Source organism: Ectopseudomonas composti (genome assembly GCF_001567565.1).
Taxonomy (GTDB): Bacteria; Pseudomonadota; Gammaproteobacteria; order Pseudomonadales; family Pseudomonadaceae; genus Aquipseudomonas; species Aquipseudomonas composti_A.
In genome coordinates this window covers 341,904-361,807 of record NZ_LSSW01000021.1, presented here as the reverse complement: position 1 = coordinate 361,807, position 19,904 = coordinate 341,904, and the positions used below count along the sequence as shown (strand labels likewise).

The following is a 19,904-nucleotide window of genomic DNA, read 5'->3' as shown; positions in this document are numbered from 1 at the left end:
CCGCGCCTGCGCAACCTTGCCCGGCCACGGAGACTCGATGAATCTGGAAACCAAATGGCTGGAAGACTTCATCGTCCTGGCCGCCACCCGCAGTTTCTCCCAGGCCGCCGACAAGCGCTTCGTCACGCAGCCGGCGTTCAGCCGGCGCATCCGCAGCCTGGAAGCCATGCTCGGGCTGACCCTGGTGGACCGCTCCTGCACCCCTGTCGAGCTGACCGAGTCGGGCCGGCTGTTCCTGGTCACGGCGCGCAGCATGGTGGAACAGCTCGGCGAGGTGGTGCGTCATCTGCACAACCTGGAGGGGCAGCGCGGCGAGGTGCTGTCGATCGCCGCTGCCCACTCGCTGACCCTGGGTTTCTTTCCCGAGTGGATCGCCCGCCTGCGCCGCGAGGGCTTGCCGCTGACCACCCGGCTGGTGGCCACCAACGTCGGCGAAGCGGTGCACTCGCTGCGTGAAGGCGCTTGCGACCTGATCCTCGCCTACTACGACCCCGATGCGGCCCTGCAGATGGACCCAGAGATCTTTCCCTCGCTGCACCTGGGCGCCACCTCGATGCTGCCGGTTTGCGCGGTGAGCGAGGCGGGCGCGCCGCTGTTCGATCTCGACGCCGGGCAGAGCGTGCCGCTGCTGGCCTACAGTGCTGGCGCCTTCCTCGGCCGCTCGGTCAACCTGCTGCTGCGCCAGCGTGCTCTGCGCTCGACCACCGTTTACGAAACCGCCATGGCCGACAGCCTCAAGAGCATGGCCCTGCAAGGCATGGGCGTGGCCTGGGTGCCGCGCCTGTCGGTCACCGCCGAGCTGGCGCGCGGCGAACTGGCAATCTGCGGTGGCGAACACTGGCAGATCCCACTGGAGATTCGCCTGTACCGCTGCGCCCTGGTGCGAAAGGCGGCGGTACGGCTACTGTGGCGCAAGCTGGAAGCGGGAAAATAGGCAGCAAAGAATCAGGGCCGTGTCCCGCCCCCGCTCACAGCTGACCTGCCGACAAGCCTGCGTCACAAGGCCGTCACTAGGGCGGCCCCACTACCACCTCGCTGATCTGCATGATCGGGCTCAGGTCGGTGTAATGGGCGATATCCGCAAGAATCTCCTGCGCATGGGGCGCGAAGCCGGCTTGAAAGGCCTCGATGGAGTCCGCATAGATATGACACATGCCGACGTAGGCGGGTGGATCGCCGGGCGAGCCACCGGCCAGCCCCCTGTCGACGGTGTAGAACAAGCACGCTTCACCCATTCTGGCCTTGACCAGCGGCATGTGCGTGTCGCGGTAATAGTCGTGGTCGAAACGCGACCCCGGCTGGTTGGGATACATCACACTGACCTTGATCATTCATCTCTCCTGAGTGCCCGTGTCACGCCTTGACTGCGTTTGCCTGGCGCGCCAGAAAAGATAGCTGAAGCGAGGAGGAGGCAGACTCATTTATCCACCACTGCGGCTCCGCTTGAGCAACTGCGCCGCGTGACTCAGCATGTCCAACCCGAGGCGGCCTTCACCCCGACGCCTGGCACTCTAGAGAAGACGATGGCATCAACAACAAGCGGTCTTCGGATCATTGCGGCAATAGAGGCCTTCAAAGGCCTTATTTCACTTGCAGTGGCGCTTGGTCTGCATGAGCTGGCCGGTCGCAATCTGCAGCAACTGGCCGAAACACTGGTCAGCCATGCGCACCTGAACCCGGCCAGCCACCTGCCCGGTATCTTCATGCACGCCGTGAGTTCGCTACCCGATATCGACCTGTCGCTACTGGCCATAGGCGCAGTCGCCTACGCCATCATTCGCCTGGTCGAAGCCTACGGGCTATGGAAAGGACTGGTCTGGACGGAGTGGTTCGCCTTGGCCAGCGGGGCGATCTATTTGCCGTTCGAGATCTATGAAATGGTGGTCCACACCAGCGCGCTGAGCGCTGCCGTGTTCGCACTCAACGTCATCGTGGTTGGCTATATGGCCTTTGTGTTGCGTAGCGAGCGGCAGGTACACCATACGGAGGACGCGACGACTTTGGCCGGAGCAGGCAAGGCCAACGAGCCGAGCGAGAATCGCTAGCCAGGCGTGTCGATGGCAAAGACCTGTAGGAGCGAATTCATTCGCGATAGGGTTTGGCTACGTGCTCGCCCCTGATCGCCAATGCAGGCTAGGCGCCCTCTTCGCTCCAGCCTGCTACCTGCTTCTGTAATCAAGGCGTCTTGCCGGGCTCTTGGGCATAGGCTTTCCAGAGGCTGGCATGGGGCGCGTTCTGTGCATCCCAGCGCACATGTGCCTGGATGATCTGTTGCGCCTGGGCGTCGTTGCCGGCCAGCTTGAGAATCTCCTCGGGTGTGCTGTCTCCCATGCCACTGAGAATGTGGCGCGTGGCACCACCGCTCTTGCTGCTGATGGACTCGGGTGGGTCGGTGAAGAAGAAGTCGACATGGGCGTCGAGCCAGCGCGGCGCACCGAGAACGCGCGGTTCTTCCTCGGCGGCATTGCCATATGAGGCTGTCCAGACAACCAGAGGGCTGGCGCCGGCAACGTTGTAGACGTAATGCAGCCCCGGGTTGCCCAGGTTGGGGGTGAAAGTCTCGATCAACTGTCCATCGGAGGTGCGGGCGCTCACCTGAGTGTCACGGGTGAACTCGGTCTTGAGCTCGGTGGACGAGTAGGGCCCGACAACCGCGCTCTGCTTGCCAATGTGTACCTGTACGCTAGTGCCCAGACCGTTGTAGACCGCGACCCTGGTATCCACGCCGGTCAAACTGCCAAAGCCGAGCACGGCGCCGACAATCAGCGCTGCAACCAGCAAACGCATGGTGGTGGCCAAGGCACCATCGGCGATCTGAAAGCGATCCCACCAATCCAGCTTCAACTGGCGCTTGCGCTCCTGCCCGGGCAGGAGCACGGCGTAGCGTTGCGGGGTGCGCGTAGGTGTTGGCGCCGCTTCGGGCTGGCTGTTCTGCCGCAGATGGCGCGCCAGTTCGGCTTCGCTGTGCAGCAACTGCTCCAGGGTGGCGCTGCACAGCCCTGACAACTGGGCGGCGAGGCTGTTGCCCCAGCCATCGATCACCTGCATCCATTCGTTGACGTTGTCGGTGCTCGCCTGGGGCAGGGTGAAGTCTTCCAGCGAGGCCGCCCAGGATTCGATACCCAGGCGCACCAGCAGGGGCTGATCGAGCAGCACGAGCTGTTTGTCCTGGTGGATGGTGGACATCACCCGATGCAGCTCGTTGGCCGTCTGCAGCAGGCGCTTGAGCTCGCGGGAGCTGACCTTGCCGTCGGCCAGCACCATCGAGGTCACATTGGCGAGCAAGCCCTGAGCATCGCGTAGATCGGCCAGACTGTGCTCCGCGTAATGCAGCACTTCGATCAGGCCGATCAAGTAGGTCGGCCAGCCATTGCCGAACTGCTCGGCTATGGCCAGATGGGTGGCCCGGCAGCGTCGATCATGACCGAGAATCGCCTGGCGCAGGGCTTCGGCCTCGTCGTTGACCTGCTCGATCAGGTGCGGCAGATCGCGGCGTGCAACGCTGTTGCCGCGAAACACTATGCTGCCGCCGGCCGCCTTGTAGACTTTGTCCCGCAGCGCCTGCAGCATGCCGCGCTCTTCTTCCAGGGCGCGCAGCTGGTTGAGCTGCTGGCTGAGGCTGAGCGGGTACAGTGCCTGCAGCGCGCCGTGTAGCTCGGTAATGGACGTCGAATCCTGATAGAGCTCGGCGGCTTGCTCGGCATGACGCGTCAGGCTGCGACCCAGATAGGCTCCCTGGTAGTCGGGGGCGTATTGCAGCATGTCGTAGCGGTCGGCCAGGTTGCGCAGGGATTCTTCCAGAGTAACGGGCTCAAGCTGCGCGCCGTGGAAGAAGTCACTGGTCAGGCGCTGGCGCAGCGCTGTCGGCTCGTCAAACAACACCCAGGCGCTACGCGCGTCGTGAGGAGCGGGCAGATACAGGCGCTTGGCATTTTCTTCGCGGTCGCTGTTGGCCGGGTGAGTCGACCACATCTGCGGCGGCTGGGCAAAACCAGAAACGAAGACGCGGTGCTGTTCCGGGGAAGGGCAGGAACGAGGTGGAACCTTGCCATAGCAGGGGTCGTTGAGAATCTGCGTGACCCGCTCGAGAACCTGGGTCTGGATGCTGAACAGATCCTGCACCGAGCGGCCCCGCTGGTATTCGCTGTTGGCGAAGGCCAGGGTGCGATCCCATGCCTCGTCGGCGGCTTGCAGCTTGTGCAGGGCATGCACCAGTTCGTCGCTGCCGGTCAGGGAAACCGCGACCAGGTCGGCCTGGAACTCCATCTGCCGTGACAAGGCGCGTTGCGCCAGCACCACTAGGCGGAACACGGTATCGAGCAGCGAACGAATCGACCAGACGATCAACGACAGCAGCCAGCCGATCCAGGCAACACGCAGGTCGAACTTCGACAGCACGCGCAGCAGCTTATCCAGCGCGTCACGTTTGGCGATGATGTGGGACGCGATCTGCTGGGCGATGTAGACCCAACTGCCGATGGCCATGGAGCGCTGAGCGAAGTGACCAAACTCGTGGGCCAGCACTGCTTTGAACTCACTCAAGGTGAGGATATTGACCAGGGGCAGGCCAATCTCCAGGTTCTTGCGCGAGGGAAACAGGAGGTTGAGGATCGACAGGTCATAGAACACAGCCGCATTGACCCGCGCCGATAGATACACGCGATGCGGCCGCGGTGCACCGGCCTCGTCAGCCAGCCGGTAGAGAAAGGCGAAGAGCTGTGGCTGCTCTTCAGGGCGCAGTTCGACGTGATTCGACGCACCACCGCGCTCCACGAAGAACAAGGCCTTGAGCATGAACACACAGAGAAAGGCGGAGCAGCCACCAACCAGAAAATGCACGATCGCGTCTTCACTGCCGGCCAGGCCGCTGCTGATCAGGCGCCAGGCGGTCCAGCCGAACCAGCCTGCCAAAGCAAAATACAGCGCGACGAACAAGGCCAGACTGCCGACGGCGAGCCAGGCTTGGCGTTTGTAGACGGAACTGGGGCGGGTCAGCGTTGCGGGCACATCGCTGGGCCCGGCGGGGTAGAGATCTTCCATATCGTGTCCTTGTCTCGAAGCCTGTTCGGCATTCAAGGGCGTCCATTGCACAGGGGGTTGCAGGGCGAGAGTTTTTACCAGTCGGATGCGATTCGTCCAGGGCCTGGTGTGACGCTCGACTTATTTTTGCATGGCCATTCATCGGCTGGCAGCTGAAGCACAGCGCAAAGCCAGAGGGTGAGCACAACGAAAAACGCGCACCTGCAGGTGCGCGCTCCGCTTCGGCCGAGTGCTTTTTCGAAGGCACCCACGCAGAGCGTGGGCACCATCGGTATGCTCGTGCTGGGTCTGTAGGAGCCGCTTCAGCCGCGAGCCGTTAGTGACGAATCACTTGCCCGACTTGATCGACGTCCACGCACGCGTACGTACGCGCTCGATCTTCTGCGGCAGCGGCTGCACTACATACAGCGATTTCTGCATCTCCGGGGTCGGAGTCAGATCGGGGTCGGCGGCGATTTCCTTGCTCACCAGTTCCATACCCGGCACGTTGGGGTTGGGGTAGCCGAGAAAATCGCTGATCGGCGCGATGACCTTGGGTTCGAGCAGGTGGTTGATGAAGGCAAGCGCCTCATCCTTGTTCTGCGCGCTCTTGGGGATGGCCCAGGTGTCGAACCAGATCGGCGCGCCTTCTTTCGGCAGGCGCCAGTTGATTTTCACGCCGTTACCGGCTTCCTTGGCGCGGTTGGCGAACTGGTAGAAGCTGCCCGAATAACCGATGGCCACGCAGATGTCGCCGTTGGCGATGTCGGTCATGTACTTGGCGGAGTGGAAATAGGCCACGTACGGACGCACTTTCAGCAGCAGTTCGGTGACCTTGTCATAGTCGGCCGGGTTGCTGCTGTTGGGGTCCAGGCCCAGGTAGTGCAGGGCGATGGGGATGATCTCGGTAGGCGAGTCGAGCATGGCCACGCCGCAGGATTTCAGCTTCTCCATGTACTCGGGCTTGAACACCAGGTCCCAGCTGTTGACCGGGGCGTCGTCGCCGAGTGCAGCCTTGACCTTGTCCGGGTTGTAGCCGATCAGCACGGTGCCGTACATGTAGGGCACGCCGTACTGGTTGCCCGGGTCGTTCTTCTCCAGCAGCTTGAGCAGCGCCGGATCGAGGTTCTTCCAGTTGGGAATCTTGGACTTGTCCAGCTTGGCGAAGACGCCGGCCTTGATCTGGGTTTCGAGGAACTGGTTGGAGGGGATCACCAGGTCATAGCCGGAGTTGCCGGTGAGCAACTTGGCCTCCAGCGCCTCGTTGGTCTCGAAGGTGTCCCAGGTGATCTGGATGCCGGACTCCTTCTGAAAGTCCTTGGGCACCGACGGCAGGATGTAGTCGGCCCAGTTGTACACACGCAGTTCCTTGGCCTGCACCGCAGCGCTGAGCAGGGTGGCGCCGCACAAGGCGGCGCCGAGCATCTGTTTGATGGCTTTCATCGTTTCACCCCTAAAGTGTCGTTGTTGGTCTTTGGGTTGGGTGGCCCGGAGCGCGTAGCTGACGCTCATCCGTCTACCGTGCGCATGACGGTGGACGAAACAAGCGTCGTCCACCCTACGCGCCGATCAGGCGCCTTCGAAGCCTTCCAGTACGTTGACCGCGTTGACGCCGATGGCCTCCACCGCGTAGCCGCCTTCCATGATGAACAGCGTTGGCAGGCACAGCGCGGCGATGCGCCGACCCATAGTCAGGTAGTCCGGGCTGTCGAGCTTGAACTGCGAGATCGGGTCTTCCATGTAGGTGTCCACACCCAGCGACACCACCACCACCTCGGCGCCGTATTCGACGATGCGTTGGCAGGCCCGCTCCAGCGCGGCGTTCCAGGTGTCCCAGGTGCTGCCCATGGGCAGTGGGTAATTGAAGTTGTAGCCCTCGCCCGCGCCTTCACCCAGTTCGTCGGCATAACCGAGGAAGAACGGGAATTCCTCGGTGGGGTCGCCGTGGATCGAGGCGAACAGCACGTCGCTACGCTGGTAGAAGATGTCCTGGGTGCCGTTGCCGTGGTGGTAGTCGACATCGAGGATGGCCACCTTCTTGCGCCCCTGGTCGAGGAAGGCCTGGGCGGCGATGGCAGCGTTGTTCAGGTAGCAATAGCCGCCCATCACGTCGCCAGCGGCGTGGTGGCCTGGCGGACGGCACAGGGCGAAGGCGCTGTGCGCGCCATTGGCGATCTCCTGCTGGGCGCTGAGCGCCACCTGTGCGGCGCTGTAGGCGGCCTGCCAGGTGCCAGCGGTGATCGGCGCTCCGCCGTCGAAGCTGTAGTAGCCGAGCTGGCCGTGCAGGTCATTGGGGATCATCCGCCGCAGGGTGCGCGCCGGCCAGGTGAACGGCAGCAGGTCGCCCTTGCCACCCTGTTCCTGCCAGCGCGCCCAGGCACTCTTGAAGAATTCCAGATAGGCCTTGCTGTGGATGCGTTCGATGGGCGCCAGGCCGAAATCCCTGGGCGCAAGGACGTCGCCGAGCTGGCGATCCTTGACCCGTTGCAGGATGTGGTCGGCGCGCTGCGGCTTCTCGAAGCAGGGCATCAGTTGCCCGTCGATCAGCTCGCATTTGCCGTGGTGCAGGTGGTGGTCGTCGCTGTAGTAGGTGAGCATGCAAAGCGCTCCAGGCTCGTTGTTGTGCCTGCATTGTTCGCTTGCTGCAGCTCACGGGAGAACGCTGACAACGGCCAAAAGGGGATCGAAATGGCCAAATTGCCCTGCCACCCCGATGCCCGACGGCAAGATGTAACGGGGTGTGAGCCTTAAGTTTTCGTTAAGCCAGCACGCTGAAGGTGACGGCACCGAACCCCATCAGGAGCCTCACCATGCGTCGTCTACTGCTCGTTCCCGCCCTGCTCGCCTGCGCCGCGCCGGCCTTCGCCAAGACCGAATGCACCACGGCCGACCGCTCCACCTGGCAAGACCCCGAGCAGTTCCAGGCCAAGCTGGTGGCCGATGGTTACAAGATCAACAAGTTCAAGGTCACCGACGGCAACTGCTACGAGATCTACGGCTTCGACAAGGAAGGCCGCAAGGTCGAGATCTATCACGACCCGGTCAGCGGCAAGGCCGTGAAGAGCGAGATCGAAGACTGATCGCAGCCCAGCGCCGGCCCTGGCGGCCGGCGCCTCGTGACGAGAGCGCCTCCATGCCCCTTTTTGCCCGAATCACGCTGGGCGGCCTGCTGCTGCTCGGCGCCGCGCCGCTGCTGGCAGACACCGACTGCGCCCGTCCCGACCGCAGCGCCTGGATGCCGGAGTCGCAGTTTCGCGAGCAGATGAAGCGCCAGGGCGTGCAGATCACCAAGTTCCGCATCACCCCCGGCCACTGCTACGAGATCTACGGCTTCGACGCCGCTGGGCACAAGCTGGAGGTCTACTACGACCCGGTCGACGCCCACCCGGTAGAAGAAGTCGCCACCTCGCGCCTGGCGCATCCCTGACGCACCGACCATGACCTCGACCTTCAAGACCTGCGCCCTGTTGCTGGGCGCGGCCACGCTGTTCGCCTGCGCCTGGTTCGGCGCCGCGCCCCATGCCCTGGCACCATTCGCCAACCAGCCGGCGCCACCTGCGAGCGATGCGACTCCGACCCTGGCCGCGCACTTCGCCTCCTCCGACCTGGAGGATTTCGTCCACTCCGCCTCGATCACTGGCCTGCCCGGCGGCGACCTGATGGCCGCCTGGTTCGCCGGCAGCCGTGAAGGCGCGGCTGACGTGCAGATCCGCGCCGCGCGCTACGATGCCGCCAGCGGCCAGTGGAGCGCCGAACGCGTACTGGCCAGCCGCGAGTCGACCCAGCGCGCGGTCGGCAAGCACATCCGCAAGCTGGGCAACCCGGTGATCAGCCTGGCGCCGGACAACCGCCTGTGGCTGTTCTACGTTTCGGTATCGCTCGGCGGCTGGGCCGGTAGCGCGGTCAACGCCATGGTCTCCGATGACCTCGGCAAGACCTGGTCGGCCCCCCGGCAGCTCGTCACCAGCCCCTTTCTCAACATCAGCACCCTGGTGCGCGCCGCGCCGGTGTTCCACGCCGACGGCAGCATCGGCCTGCCGGTGTACCACGAGTTCCTCGGCAAGTTTCCCGAGTACCTGCACCTGAGCGCGAGCGGCGAGGTACTGGGCAAGTACCGCATCGGCAAGGGCCGCTATTCCCTGCAGCCGACCGTGGTGGCGCTGGACGAGCGCCGGGCCGTGGCCCTGCTGCGCTATGCCGGCGAGCAGCACCATCGCGTGCTGGCCAGCTACAGCGAGGACGCCGGGCGTAGCTGGAGCCGGCCAGAGCCGGTGGAGCCGAGCAACCCCAACTCGTCCCTGGCGGCGGTCGGACGCCCCGACGGCAGCCTGCTGGTGGCGATGAACGACCTGGAGGACGGGCGCTTTCGCCTGACCCTCTACGCCACCGACGCCAAGCTGGGCAACTGGCGCACCCTCGGCGAGCTGGACGAGAGCCCCAATCCCTGGGGCGAGCCGATCGCGCCAGGCGACTTCCCCGCCGTGGTCAGCGAGAAGTTCCGCGCCAGCGGCGGCAAGCCCGAGCAGCAGGCGCAGTTCCTCGAACGGGTGACCGCGCGCATGTGTAGCGCCGAGGGCTGCACCTTCGACTACGAGTACCCCTACTTCGCCCGCGACCGTGAGGGCACCTATCACCTCGTTTATTCGTGGAACGACATGTTCATCAAGCACCTGGCCTTCAACGAAGCCTGGCTGTCGGAGCGCCGCCCGCATGACTGACTTCTGGCTGCCGCATCTGGCCTTCACCCTGCTCGCCTTCCTCGTGCTGGCCCCCTTTGGCCGCGGCCGCCCGCAGCAAGTGGTCAAGCTACTGACCTGCCTGCTGCTCAGCCTGGTGCCAGTGCAGGGCATCAGCCTGGCGCTGCAGTTGCGCACCTATATCGGCGACCTGTCGGTGCCCAGCCTGGTGCTGCTCGGCTGGGCGACCCTGTGCCGCTTCGGCGTGGCACCTGGCGGCGCCCGTGATCGTCTGGCCAGCCTGGCACTGTTCGCCGGCATGGCCGTGCTGCTCTACCCGGCGGCACTGGGCCTGAGCTACGCCGACCCCTACCAGCTCGGCTTCGAGCCACGGCCCATGCTGCTGGTGCTGGGCCTGCTGTGCGCGGTGCTGATCGTTCAGCGCAGTTGGCTCGGCGCCCTGGCGCTGGTGCTGGCGACCCTGGCCTTTGCCCTGCGCCTGGGCGCCTCGGAAAACTACTGGGATTACCTGATCGACCCCTACCTGGCCCTCTATAGCCTCGGCGCGCTGCTTCTGGCAGGCGGACGCTGGCTGCTGCTTCGTACAAGGAACCTCGCATGAGCTGGCTGAAATCGCGCCGCCTGCATTACCTGGCAGGCCTGACGGCGCTGCTGTTCGCGCTCTTCGCCGCCTTGCGTGGGGTGTTTCTGCTGGCCTTCTCCGCTGTCGACAGCATCGGCGACCCGGACGTGCTGCACACCCTTGGTATTGGCCTGCGCTTCGACCTGCGCCTGGCCCTGTTGCTGATGCTGCCGGCGGGCATCCTGCTGGCGCTGCCCAAACTGCGCCTCGCGCGCTTTCGCGCCGTGCGCTGGCTGCTGCGCGGCTACCTGCTGCTGGCCGTGGCGGCGCTGGGTCTGCTGTACATCCTCGACTTCGGCCACTACGCCTATCTGGGCGTGCGCCTCAACGCCACAGTGCTGCGCTTTGCCGACGATGCGCAGATATCCGCCGGCATGCTCTGGCAAACCTACCCGGTGCTGTGGATAACCCTCGCCTGGCTGGCCGGTGTGGTGCTGTGGGCCTGGGCGCTGCTGCGCCTGGAACGCGCCACCCTGGATCGAGCGCAGGTGCAACGGGTCGGCGTGCTGCCGGCCCTTGGCGGCGCGGCGCTGGTGAGCGTGCTGGTGTTCTTCGGTCTGCTCGGTCGCGCCAGCGCGCTGAATCTGGAGAACCCGGTGCCGCTGCGCTGGAGCGATGCCTTCTACAGCGGCAACAGCCAGGTGGGCGCACTCGGGATCAACCCGGCGCTGTTTCTCTTCGACACCCTCAAGCTCGAACCCGCCGCCTTCGACGAGGCCGCCACGCGTGAGCACTACGAGGTGGTCGCCGATTACCTGAGTGTCAGCGAACGTGATGCGCAAGGGCTGAACTTCTTCCGCCAGCAGCCGCTACAGCCCCACCGCATCCAGGCCGAGCGCCAGCCCAATGTGATTTTCGTCATGCTCGAATCCCTCGGCACCAGCGCCGTGGGTGCCTACGGCAATCCGCTGAACCCGACGCCGAATCTCGATCGTCTGGCCAAGGAGAGCTGGTTCTTCCGCCACTTCTACGTGCCGGTGACCGGCACCGCCAAAACAGTGTGGGCGAGCATCACCGGCATCCCCGACGTGTCGCGCCAGGAGACGGCCACGCGCAACCCGCTGATCGCCCGCCAACGCACGCTGATCAACGCGCTCGACGGCTACGAGAAGTTCTACATGATTGGCGGCAACGCCGGCTGGGCCAATATCAATGCGCTGATCCGCCAGAGCATCGACGACGTACAGCTCTATGAGGAACGCCACTGGCAGTCGCCGCAGGTGGACGTGTGGGGCATCTCCGACCTGGATTTCTTCAAGGAAAGCACGCGCATCTTGGGCGCCTTGCCCAAGGACAAACCCTTCTTCGCCTACCTTCAGACCTCCGGCAACCACCGCCCCTTCACCATCCCCAAAGACAACGACGGCTTCGAGGCGCTCGACCTGCCACTGGAACAGGTGCAGCAGGCCGGCTCGCGCAGCGTCGAGCAGTACAACGCCGTGCGTCTGCTGGACTTCAATATCGGTCGGCTGATGGAGCTGGCCAAGGAGCAGGGCTTCTACGACGACAGCATTTTTGTCTTCTTCGGCGACCACAACACCCGTATCAGCCAGATCCCGCACATGGCGCCGGCCTTCGAGCAACTGGGGCTGGAGAGCAACAACGTGCCGCTGTTGATTCACGCACCGAAATGGCTGGCGCCGCGCGAGTTCGATGAGGCCGTGGGCCTGGCCGACCTGCTGCCAAGCGTGGCCGGACTGGTCGGCGTGCCCTTCGACAACGGCGGCCTCGGTCGTGATCTGCAACTGCCCTCGCCGGAAGGCGAGCGTGTGGTACCGCTGGTGCTGCAGGAAGGCACCTTCCCGGTGATCGGCGCAGTGACCCGTGATTTCCTCGTGCAGATGCAACACGACGGCAGCGCGCCGACCCTGCACGACCTGCGCTCACCGACGCCGCGCGACAACGTCGCCGAACGTCACCCCGAGGAATTCCAGCGCCTGCTGGCGCTGAGCCGCGGCCTGCATGAAGCCGCACGCTTGCAGATGTACCGCAACGTACAGCCAGAGGAGTGAGCCCGCCTGTGGGAGGCGCTTCAGCGGCGAGCCTTTATCGCGGCTGAAGCCGCTCCCACGGTAATCGTCCGTAGCCCGAATACATCCGGGCTACGGACAGCAGTATCGCAACGTACAAGCGGAGAAATGAGCCCGACCTGTGGGAGGCGCTTCAGCGGCGAGCCTTTATCGCGGCTGAAGCCGCTCCTACGATGATCGTCCGTAATCCGAATACATCCGGGCTACGGGCAGCAGATGTACCGCAACGTGCAAGCAGAGAAATGAACCCGACCTGAAGGAGACACTTCAGCGGCGAGCTTTTATCGCGGCTGAAGCCGCTCCCACAGTGATCGCCGGTAACCCGGACTAAACCAGGGGAAAAGGTGTCGGATAGTCCCGGATTGCATCCGGGCTACGCGCGAAAGCGACTTGGCGGCACGCCGCTCCAGCGCTGGAAGGCATGACGGAAGCTGGCCGTCTCGCTGAAGCCAAGTACCTCGGCGATGCGACATACCGGCCATTGCTCCTCGCCGAGCAGCGTCTTGGCGCGCTCGAAGCGCAATTCGTCGAGCAGGCCCTGATAGCTGGTGCCCAGCTCCTGCAGGTGGCGACGCAGGGTACGCGGTGAGCAGTGCATCTGCTGCGCCAGATTCTCCAGTCCCGGCGGCTCGGCCATCTGCGCGGCGAGCAGCTGTCGCACGCGCTCCAGCCAGGCCTGACGGCTGCTGAATTCGGCATTCAGGCGGCGGCAACGCTCCACCATGTCGGCATGGGTGACGCTGTCGGCCAGCGGCAGGCGGCGCTCCAACAAGGCGGCGGGAAAGGCGAACGCATTGCGCGGCGCCTCGAAGTGCAGCGGACAGGGAAAGCTCTCGGTATAGCGCGCCGCATAACCTGGACGTAGGTGACGAAAGCAGGCCAGGCTCACGGGTAGCGGCTGGCCAAGCAACTCATCGCAGGTGAGCCTCATGGAGGCCAGGCACATTTCCACGTTGAAAGCTTCCAGCGCTGCGTGATCGCTGTAGTCGCTGGCACTTATCCAGGCCAGCTCCCCGTCTACCAACAGTTCCAGACGAAAATAGGTGCCGAGTAACGCCGGGTACCGCAACAGCAGACGCAGGGCGTCACCAAGGGTATCAGCGGACAGCGCGGCGTAACCGAGCAGCCCATAGGAGGAAACATGCAGGCTGCGCCCCAGCTCCAGCCCCATGTCTGCACGCAGGGCCAGGGCATTGGCGCAGACCTGCTGCTCCTGCACCCGAGTGATGCGTACGTCGGCATTGTCCAGATCAGCCGCACCAATCCCGCTCCCGGCCAGCAATCGCAGGCGCAGCTCGGGCTGGTCGGCGAAGCGTTGCAGGATCAGGGAAACCACGTGCAGGGTGGTCAGCGAGGCGTGCAGCATGATGCGTTCCATGGGTGCAAACGAGGAAAGGAACGCAAAAAATATGCCGCTGCCTTTAACAGGCAGCGTACAGAGCAGCTATCAGCAACGTCCGGCTGCCTTCAGCAAGGCATTGCAGGAGTTGCTGACTGGCTGGGCGGGCTGATCGTTGCCACCCATGGTGTTGCACAAGGCGTCCGATACTACCGGCCCCAGAACGGAGACGCTGCCTGTCACGTAGCAGGCATAGTTCTTACCGTCACGGGTTTTCACGTTGTAGTCAGTGCGAACACCGCCGTCGACGCGATTGCTGATGGTGAACTGATCCGGCGTCAGGCCCAAGGCCAGCGAAGTGCGCTGGCTCAGCACATTGTCGCTGACCGCCACCGAAGCACAACCGCTGACCAAGCCGGCGAGAAGGATGGGAGCGAACAGTTTGGTGTATTTCATAGTGACCCGTTGGTTTGCTAGTTGCAGGATAGGTTCAGCGCGGCCGGGGCCAATCTCGCCCCGGCGTCAGGCTCAGCGGTTACGCAGGATGGCGTTGATGAAGTCGCCCTGGTTGGCTTCATCCGAGCGAGTGGTGAACTGCAGTTGCCCATCCTGCTCGCGCAGTTTCATCGCCTCGCCGAAGCGGCAGTCGACGCCCTTGAGGGTCTTGGCCTCGGCCTTGTAGCGATCATCCTTGCCGCACAGGTAGGCCATCTGGTTGACCACCTCGCCACAGAAGCTCGGCACGCTGAGGCTCATCAGCTGCTCATCGCTGAGCGCGCTCCAGTCCACCTTGGTCGCCAGCGGGGTGCCGCAAGCCTTGCTGGCTTCGCCATCCGCTTCCTGCAGACGTGCGCTGTAGTCCGCCACACGCTGTTTGCGATCGAAGGCAGCCAGGCGCGCCTGCACGCCATCCTTTTCCTGCTTCTGGTAACTCGCGAGCAGCTCGGCCGGCTTGAGCGCCTTGCTCTTCTCTTCGTCGTAGCTGAGTTCGAAGCCCTGGGTGTTGGGCAGGTTGAGCTGGTAGCTCTCACCACCCCAGGCGCGGCGTTTGTTCAGCAGGTTGTAGTCGCGGCCATCGAGACGGATGCCGTAGTCGCGCTGCTCGTTGCCCAGCTCGCGGACCTCGGTGAGAAACACCACCTCGTCGAGCGGGTGGTTGATGCCGCGTACCTGCACCAGGGCCTGCTTGCCGTCGGCAGAAGGGGCCAGCGCCAGGCTGACGCCCTGGCCGGCATCGAAGACCTGCGGATGCTTGGCCAGATCCAGCGCAGCGGCTTGAAGGGAGAGCAGGGAAAGGGCAACGAGCGAAACGTACTGTTTCATGACGACACTTCCTTGTACGGATGAAGGGCGCACAGTATAGCCAGCGACCTGGCATCGATCTGTGCGCCCGTCCGCGTCCGTTCTGTAGGAAATCGGCTCGTCCGAGGCCCTTTTCGAATCAGAACTGCAGCACCACGCGCCCCTCGATCTGACCGCCACGCATCTGCTCGAAGATGCCGTTGATGTTATCGAGCGTGTCGCTGTGCACCGTGGCCTTGACCAGGCCTTCACCGGCGAAGTCCAGCGCTTCCTGCAGATCGGCACGGGTACCGACGATGGAGCCGGTAATCGTGATGGCCTTGAGCACCACGTCGAAGATCGGCGTCGGAAAGTCGCCCGGCGGCAAGCCGACCAGCGTCACGGTGCCATGCCGGCGCGCCATGCCGATGGCCTGGCCGAAGGCGGCGTTGGACACTGCGGTGACCAGCACGCCATGGGCGCCGCCGATATCGCGCTGCACCACCTCGGCCGGGTCTTCCTTGCGCGCGTTGATGGTCAGGCTGGCGCCGAGCTTGCGCGCCAGCTCCAGCTTGGCGTCGTCGACGTCCACTGCGATCACGTGCAGCCCCATGGCGCGGGCGTATTGCACGGCAACGTGGCCAAGGCCACCGATACCGGAGATGGCCACCCACTGGCCAGGGCGCGCCTGGGTTTGCTTGAGGCCCTTGTACACCGTCACCCCGGCGCAGAGGATCGGCGCGATCTCGAGGAAGTCGACATTTTTCGGCAGGATGCCGACGTAATTGGGGTCCGCCAATACGTATTCGGCATAGCCGCCATTGATCGAATAGCCGGTGTTCTGCTGGCTTGCGCAGAGGGTTTCCCAACCGGTCAGGCAGTGTTCGCAGCAGCCGCAGGCGGTATAGAGCCAGGGCACGCCGACGCGATCGCCTTCCTTCACACGGGTCACGCCGCTGCCGACCGCCGCCACGTAGCCAACCCCTTCGTGGCCTGGAATGAAGGGCAGGCTCGGTTTCACCGGCCAGTCGCCCTCAGCCGCGTGGAGGTCGGTATGGCATACCCCCGAGGCTTCGATCTTCACCAGAATCTGGCCGTGGCCTGGCAGAGGGACTTTTACCTCTTCGATACGCAGGGGTTCGCCGAAGGCGTGGACCACTGCAGCTTTCATGGTCTGGTTCATCACTGTTCCTCTTCCATGCGAGTGTCCGCCCAGTGTGTGCGCACAGCCCATGTGAGCATTGCTCCAGAGCAAGGTTTGCGCGGTTTTGCCTCACTGCCAGCGCCTGCATGACGAACGGTCATCGCCACTGCCCGACACCGCTGGCTTTGCGTTATACTGCGCGGCCTTCGGCCGGCAGCACCCGGCCAACGAATCATGACAAGCCACGCTGGCCCGCCCGCGTGGCTTGTTGGTTTTTGACGCGCCGCGAGGCGCCCGAGAGAAGAGGCACGACGATGAGCGCACTGGTTGGCGTGATCATGGGCTCCAAGTCCGATTGGTCCACCCTTAGCCACACCGCCGAAATGCTGGACAAGCTGGGCATTCCCCACGAGGTCAAGGTGGTCTCCGCCCACCGCACCCCGGACCTGCTGTTCCAGTACGCCGAAGAGGCAGAAGCACGCGGCATCCAGGTGATCATCGCCGGTGCTGGTGGTGCAGCCCACCTGCCGGGCATGTGCGCGGCCAAGACCCACCTGCCGGTGCTCGGCGTGCCGGTACAGTCGTCCATGCTCTCGGGCGTCGACTCGCTGCTGTCGATCGTGCAGATGCCGGCCGGTGTTCCGGTCGCCACCCTGGCCATCGGCAAGGCGGGCGCGGTCAACGCGGCGCTGCTGGCGGCCAGCATCCTCGGTCACCAGCACCCGCAGTTCCACGCGGCGCTGAAGCAGTTCCGCCAGGAGCAGACCGATACCGTGCTGAGCAACCCGGATCCGCGCGAGGCCTGAAGCCCATTCCATCAAGGGCTGCGACACGGCGCATTTGCACCCTGTCCGCTGCTCGGAATGCTCATTTACCGGCGTAAACTCCGCTTCCTGCGCTGCGGGCAGCGTTCAACTGCTTGGTCTCGCCACCTGCTGAAAAGGGGCTTTGTTATGAAAATCGGTGTGATCGGTGGCGGCCAGCTGGGCCGCATGATGGCCCTGGCGGGCACCCCGCTGGGCATGAACTTCGCTTTTCTCGACCCGGCGCCGGACGCCTGCGCGCAGGCGCTGGGCGAACATATCCGCGCCGACTACGGCGATCAGGATCACCTGCGCCAACTGGCCGATGAGGTCGACCTGGTGACCTTCGAGTTCGAGAGCGTGCCGGCGGAAACCGTGGCCTTCCTCTCGCAGTTCGTGCCGGTCTACCCGAGCGCTGAAGCCCTGCGCGTCGCCCGTGACCGCTGGTTCGAAAAATCCATGTTCCGCGAGCTGGGCATTCCCACTCCTGAGTTCGCCGACATTCAGTCGCAGGCCGATCTCGATGCCGCCGTGGCCAGTATCGGCCTGCCGGCGGTGATGAAGACCCGCACCCTGGGCTATGACGGCAAGGGTCAGAAGGTTCTGCGCAGGGCCGAAGACGTGACCGGTGCCTTCGCCGAACTGGGCAGCGTGCCGTGCATTCTCGAAGGCTTCGTGCCCTTCACCGGCGAAGTATCGCTGGTCGCCGTGCGCGCCCGTGACGGCGAAACACGCTTCTACCCGCTGGTACACAACACCCACGACAACGGCATCCTCGCCCTGTCCATCGCCAGCACCGATCACCCGCTGCAGGCGCTGGCCGAGGACTACGTCGGCCGCGTGCTGGACAAGCTCGACTACGTCGGCGTGCTGGCCTTCGAATTCTTCGAAGTCGACGGCGGCCTCAAGGCCAACGAGATCGCCCCGCGCGTACACAACTCCGGGCACTGGACCATCGAAGGTGCCGAGTGCAGCCAGTTCGAGAACCACCTGCGCGCCGTCGCCGGCCTGCCGCTGGGCTCGACGGCCAAGCTGGGCGAGAGCGCCATGCTCAACTTCATTGGCGAAGTACCGCCGGTAGACAAGGTGATCAGCATCGCCGATTGCCACCTGCACCACTACGGCAAAGCCTTCAAGGCCGGGCGCAAGGTCGGTCATGCCACCCTGCGCAGTGCCGATCGCGCCAGCCTCGATAGCGGCATCGCAGCCGTTCAGGCACTGATAGCAAAAGGCTAACCGGACAATTCGCAGCTAGACTCTTGAACGACGGTGGTCGCTCAAGAGCCTGGCCATGAAACTGCTCCTTTCCTTGCTGTCCTTGCTGTTCGCACTGACCTGCGTTGGCGATGATGTGCTGCGTGTCGACTTCCGTGAGCGGCCACCGGAAATGCGCGCAGTCGATGGCCTGCCCAGCGGCCCATTGATCAGCGTGCTGGAGACCGCGGCACACCGCATTGGCATAGACCTGCACTGGCGCGAAGCCCCCTTCCTGCGTAGCCTCGACGACCTGCGTTCAGGTCGCGTCGACCTGGTACCACGCGTTCTGCTCACCGAGCCACGCCGCCAGTACATTCACTTCCTGCCCAGTATCGGCAGCCAGCCGCTCAACGTACGCTTCATCGTGCACCCAGGCGAAGAGGCCAGACTGAGCCGCTACGACGATCTGTATGACTTGTCACTCGGCGTGAAGCGCGGCACGGCCTATTTCGAGCCGTTCGATAGCGATGACATGCTGGGCCGCGTCTATGCCAGCGACGATGCGCAACTGGCAGCGATGTTCCGCGCCGGGCGCCTGGACACCATCGCCGTGCTCGACATCGCGCCGATGGAGGCACAGTTCCAGGCGATGGATTTTCGCGACTACAGCTACGCTCACTACACCCACCAGCAGGTACTGGGTAATCACTTCGGTGCATCGCTCAAACGCTACCAGCGTGACCGCCGTAAACTCTACGACCGCCTGGGCGCGGAGCTCGAGCGCATGCGCGAGAATGGCGAGATCACCCTGATCTATCAGCGCTATGGGGTCAAACCACCGGACGAGGCGAACTGACACCTCACCGGCCTGTCCCATGCAGAGCCTGCCGCACAAGCGGCACTCATCAAGGAGACACGCCAATGGGCATAATCGGCACCATCTTCATCGGCCTGATCGTCGGTCTGATCGCACGTTTTCTCAAACCTGGGGATGACAGCATGGGCTGGATCATGACCATCCTGCTCGGCATCGGCGGCTCCATCGCGGCCACCTACGGCGGCCAGGCGCTGGGCATCTACCAGGCTGGTCAGGCTGCCGGTTTTATCGGCGCGGTGATCGGCGCCATCGTTCTGCTGGTAATCTACGGGGCAATCAAGAAGGGCTGACAGGCCCGGATCAGGAGCCGAAAGTTCGGCTCCTCGCTAACGCCGCCACGAGATGTCATACCCCATGCGCCACCTGCTGCTCGCCCTGCTCCTTTGTACCGGCCTGGCCCACGCCGAACTGCCGGAAACCGACTGGCTCGCCCTGATGCCCCCCGAGGATCGCAAAGCCCTGGAGGAGATGCCCGAGATCAGCCATGACAGCCCGGAAGGCGACAGCACCTTCTACAGCGAAGGCGGCCTGCGCCAGCAGGACAAGAACCTGCCGGCGGTGATGTACTCGGCCAAGACCGTCGCTGCACTCGACGGCAAGGCCATCCGCCTGGGTGGCTACCCGGTACCGCTGGAGAACGACGAGAAAGGCAACAGCACGCTGTTCTTCCTGGTGCCCTACCCGGGTGCCTGCATCCACGTTCCACCACCGCCACCGAACCAGCTGGTACTCGTGCGCTACCCCAAGGGCATCGTGCTCGACGACATCTACGCGCCCATCTGGGTCAGCGGCAAACTCAAGGTGGAAGCGATCAGCAACGACCTGGCCGACGCCGCCTATGCCATGGACGCCGGCGAAGTACGCCTGGTGACCGACGAAGACCTCTAACCGCCTC

20 protein-coding genes are annotated in these 19,904 nt (G+C 64.2%); 12 read left to right on the top strand and 8 right to left on the bottom strand.

From position 1 onward, the window contains the following. The first annotated feature begins 37 nt into the window (after nucleotides 1-37). Complete coding sequence (locus PCLY_RS08920) at nucleotides 38-934, top strand: LysR substrate-binding domain-containing protein (protein ID WP_061238932.1); 897 nt, start codon at nucleotides 38-40, stop codon at nucleotides 932-934. 76 nt (nucleotides 935-1,010) lie between these two features. On the opposite strand, the gene PCLY_RS08915 is transcribed toward PCLY_RS08920, so the two are convergent. Further along, nucleotides 1,011-1,331, bottom strand: coding sequence for an EthD family reductase (locus tag PCLY_RS08915; RefSeq protein ID WP_061238931.1), 321 nt, complete (start codon nucleotides 1,329-1,331; stop codon nucleotides 1,011-1,013). Nucleotides 1,332-1,460: 129 nt separating this feature from the next. Between PCLY_RS08915 and PCLY_RS08910 the strand changes: the two genes are divergently transcribed. After that, nucleotides 1,461-2,045: a DUF2127 domain-containing protein gene (locus tag PCLY_RS08910; protein ID WP_197432161.1), complete on the top strand. Its 585-nt coding sequence runs from the start codon at nucleotides 1,461-1,463 to the stop codon at nucleotides 2,043-2,045. Between the two features lie 130 nt (nucleotides 2,046-2,175). Here the strand turns inward: PCLY_RS08910 and PCLY_RS08905 are convergent, their stop codons facing one another. The 3 genes from PCLY_RS08905 to PCLY_RS08895 form a co-directional block, all read right to left on the bottom strand. Next, on the bottom strand, nucleotides 2,176-5,040 hold the full coding sequence (locus PCLY_RS08905) for a M48 family metallopeptidase (RefSeq protein ID WP_082768046.1): 2,865 nt from the start codon (nucleotides 5,038-5,040) through the stop codon (nucleotides 2,176-2,178). Nucleotides 5,041-5,367: 327 nt separating this feature from the next. Continuing rightward, the gene (locus tag PCLY_RS08900) at nucleotides 5,368-6,462 is read right to left on the bottom strand and encodes a polyamine ABC transporter substrate-binding protein (protein WP_061238929.1); all 1,095 of its coding nucleotides are present in this window, start codon (nucleotides 6,460-6,462) and stop codon (nucleotides 5,368-5,370) included. A gap of 126 nt (nucleotides 6,463-6,588) precedes the next feature. Next, a complete protein-coding gene (locus PCLY_RS08895; protein WP_061238928.1) occupies nucleotides 6,589-7,617 on the bottom strand; it encodes a histone deacetylase family protein in 1,029 nt (342 codons plus the stop codon). A gap of 212 nt (nucleotides 7,618-7,829) precedes the next feature. On the opposite strand from PCLY_RS08895, the gene PCLY_RS08890 reads away from it, so the two are divergent. The 5 genes from PCLY_RS08890 to PCLY_RS08870 are packed head-to-tail and all read left to right on the top strand — an operon-like array spanning nucleotide 7,830 to nucleotide 12,350. Continuing rightward, nucleotides 7,830-8,099 carry a PepSY domain-containing protein gene (locus tag PCLY_RS08890; RefSeq protein ID WP_061238927.1) on the top strand — a complete coding sequence of 90 codons (270 nt, stop codon included), beginning with the start codon at nucleotides 7,830-7,832 and terminating at the stop codon, nucleotides 8,097-8,099. A gap of 53 nt (nucleotides 8,100-8,152) precedes the next feature. Further along, the gene (locus PCLY_RS08885) at nucleotides 8,153-8,446 is read left to right on the top strand and encodes a PepSY domain-containing protein (RefSeq protein ID WP_061238926.1); all 294 of its coding nucleotides are present in this window, start codon (nucleotides 8,153-8,155) and stop codon (nucleotides 8,444-8,446) included. Between the two features lie 10 nt (nucleotides 8,447-8,456). Beyond that, nucleotides 8,457-9,737 carry a sialidase family protein gene (locus PCLY_RS08880; RefSeq protein ID WP_061238925.1) on the top strand — a complete coding sequence of 427 codons (1,281 nt, stop codon included), beginning with the start codon at nucleotides 8,457-8,459 and terminating at the stop codon, nucleotides 9,735-9,737. Continuing rightward, nucleotides 9,730-10,317, top strand: coding sequence for a hypothetical protein (locus PCLY_RS08875; protein ID WP_061238924.1), 588 nt, complete (start codon nucleotides 9,730-9,732; stop codon nucleotides 10,315-10,317). Before PCLY_RS08880 ends, PCLY_RS08875 begins: the two co-directional genes overlap by 8 nt. Continuing rightward, the gene (locus PCLY_RS08870; RefSeq protein ID WP_061238923.1) at nucleotides 10,314-12,350 is read left to right on the top strand and encodes an LTA synthase family protein; all 2,037 of its coding nucleotides are present in this window, start codon (nucleotides 10,314-10,316) and stop codon (nucleotides 12,348-12,350) included. Before PCLY_RS08875 ends, PCLY_RS08870 begins: the two co-directional genes overlap by 4 nt. Nucleotides 12,351-12,741: 391 nt before the next feature. Here PCLY_RS08870 and PCLY_RS08865 read toward each other — a convergent pair whose 3' ends face one another. From PCLY_RS08865 to adhP, 4 genes are all read right to left on the bottom strand, one after another. Further along, complete coding sequence (locus tag PCLY_RS08865) at nucleotides 12,742-13,734, bottom strand: AraC family transcriptional regulator (protein ID WP_061238922.1); 993 nt, start codon at nucleotides 13,732-13,734, stop codon at nucleotides 12,742-12,744. A gap of 81 nt (nucleotides 13,735-13,815) precedes the next feature. Then, a complete protein-coding gene (locus tag PCLY_RS08860; RefSeq protein WP_061238921.1) occupies nucleotides 13,816-14,163 on the bottom strand; it encodes a hypothetical protein in 348 nt (115 codons plus the stop codon). Nucleotides 14,164-14,235: 72 nt separating this feature from the next. Beyond that, nucleotides 14,236-15,030, bottom strand: a complete 795-nt coding sequence (locus PCLY_RS08855) for a hypothetical protein (protein ID WP_061238920.1) — start codon at nucleotides 15,028-15,030, stop codon at nucleotides 14,236-14,238. Between the two features lie 118 nt (nucleotides 15,031-15,148). Beyond that, the gene (adhP, locus tag PCLY_RS08850) at nucleotides 15,149-16,171 is read right to left on the bottom strand and encodes an alcohol dehydrogenase AdhP (RefSeq protein WP_061238919.1); all 1,023 of its coding nucleotides are present in this window, start codon (nucleotides 16,169-16,171) and stop codon (nucleotides 15,149-15,151) included. Between the two features lie 275 nt (nucleotides 16,172-16,446). Here adhP and purE point away from each other — a divergent pair, with 275 nt between their 5' ends. The 5 genes from purE (at nucleotide 16,447) to PCLY_RS08825 (ending at nucleotide 19,897) form a co-directional block, all read left to right on the top strand. Continuing rightward, nucleotides 16,447-16,938, top strand: coding sequence for a 5-(carboxyamino)imidazole ribonucleotide mutase (gene purE, locus PCLY_RS08845; protein ID WP_061238918.1), 492 nt, complete (start codon nucleotides 16,447-16,449; stop codon nucleotides 16,936-16,938). A 147-nt stretch (nucleotides 16,939-17,085) separates the two neighbouring features. Then, nucleotides 17,086-18,171, top strand: coding sequence for a 5-(carboxyamino)imidazole ribonucleotide synthase (locus tag PCLY_RS08840; RefSeq protein ID WP_061238917.1), 1,086 nt, complete (start codon nucleotides 17,086-17,088; stop codon nucleotides 18,169-18,171). Between the two features lie 55 nt (nucleotides 18,172-18,226). Next, on the top strand, nucleotides 18,227-18,988 hold the full coding sequence (locus PCLY_RS08835) for a substrate-binding periplasmic protein (protein WP_061238916.1): 762 nt from the start codon (nucleotides 18,227-18,229) through the stop codon (nucleotides 18,986-18,988). Between the two features lie 65 nt (nucleotides 18,989-19,053). Further along, complete coding sequence (locus PCLY_RS08830; RefSeq protein WP_017676370.1) at nucleotides 19,054-19,299, top strand: GlsB/YeaQ/YmgE family stress response membrane protein; 246 nt, start codon at nucleotides 19,054-19,056, stop codon at nucleotides 19,297-19,299. 64 nt (nucleotides 19,300-19,363) lie between these two features. Further along, nucleotides 19,364-19,897 carry a DUF3299 domain-containing protein gene (locus PCLY_RS08825; protein WP_061238915.1) on the top strand — a complete coding sequence of 178 codons (534 nt, stop codon included), beginning with the start codon at nucleotides 19,364-19,366 and terminating at the stop codon, nucleotides 19,895-19,897. Nucleotides 19,898-19,904: the final 7 nt, after the last annotated feature.

Excerpts from the sequence above, each read along its gene's own strand:
- PCLY_RS08880 (WP_061238925.1), top strand. The coding sequence starts at position 8,457 with ATGACCTCGACCTTCAAGACCTGCGCCCTGTTGCTGGGCGCGGCCACG.
- PCLY_RS08830 (WP_017676370.1), top strand. The coding sequence starts at position 19,054 with ATGGGCATAATCGGCACCATCTTCATCGGCCTGATCGTCGGTCTGATC.
- adhP (WP_061238919.1), bottom strand. The coding sequence starts at position 16,171 with ATGAACCAGACCATGAAAGCTGCAGTGGTCCACGCCTTCGGCGAACCC.
- PCLY_RS08870 (WP_061238923.1), top strand. The coding sequence starts at position 10,314 with ATGAGCTGGCTGAAATCGCGCCGCCTGCATTACCTGGCAGGCCTGACG.
- PCLY_RS08865 (WP_061238922.1), bottom strand. The coding sequence starts at position 13,734 with ATGCTGCACGCCTCGCTGACCACCCTGCACGTGGTTTCCCTGATCCTG.
- PCLY_RS08885 (WP_061238926.1), top strand. The coding sequence starts at position 8,153 with ATGCCCCTTTTTGCCCGAATCACGCTGGGCGGCCTGCTGCTGCTCGGC.
- PCLY_RS08825 (WP_061238915.1), top strand. The coding sequence starts at position 19,364 with ATGCGCCACCTGCTGCTCGCCCTGCTCCTTTGTACCGGCCTGGCCCAC.
- PCLY_RS08890 (WP_061238927.1), top strand. The coding sequence starts at position 7,830 with ATGCGTCGTCTACTGCTCGTTCCCGCCCTGCTCGCCTGCGCCGCGCCG.
- PCLY_RS08840 (WP_061238917.1), top strand. The coding sequence starts at position 17,086 with ATGAAAATCGGTGTGATCGGTGGCGGCCAGCTGGGCCGCATGATGGCC.
- PCLY_RS08900 (WP_061238929.1), bottom strand. The coding sequence starts at position 6,462 with ATGAAAGCCATCAAACAGATGCTCGGCGCCGCCTTGTGCGGCGCCACC.
- purE (WP_061238918.1), top strand. The coding sequence starts at position 16,447 with ATGAGCGCACTGGTTGGCGTGATCATGGGCTCCAAGTCCGATTGGTCC.
- PCLY_RS08915 (WP_061238931.1), bottom strand. The coding sequence starts at position 1,331 with ATGATCAAGGTCAGTGTGATGTATCCCAACCAGCCGGGGTCGCGTTTC.
- PCLY_RS08875 (WP_061238924.1), top strand. The coding sequence starts at position 9,730 with ATGACTGACTTCTGGCTGCCGCATCTGGCCTTCACCCTGCTCGCCTTC.
- PCLY_RS08920 (WP_061238932.1), top strand. The coding sequence starts at position 38 with ATGAATCTGGAAACCAAATGGCTGGAAGACTTCATCGTCCTGGCCGCC.
- PCLY_RS08860 (WP_061238921.1), bottom strand. The coding sequence starts at position 14,163 with ATGAAATACACCAAACTGTTCGCTCCCATCCTTCTCGCCGGCTTGGTC.
- PCLY_RS08835 (WP_061238916.1), top strand. The coding sequence starts at position 18,227 with ATGAAACTGCTCCTTTCCTTGCTGTCCTTGCTGTTCGCACTGACCTGC.
- PCLY_RS08895 (WP_061238928.1), bottom strand. The coding sequence starts at position 7,617 with ATGCTCACCTACTACAGCGACGACCACCACCTGCACCACGGCAAATGC.
- PCLY_RS08855 (WP_061238920.1), bottom strand. The coding sequence starts at position 15,030 with ATGAAACAGTACGTTTCGCTCGTTGCCCTTTCCCTGCTCTCCCTTCAA.
- PCLY_RS08905 (WP_082768046.1), bottom strand. The coding sequence starts at position 5,040 with ATGGAAGATCTCTACCCCGCCGGGCCCAGCGATGTGCCCGCAACGCTG.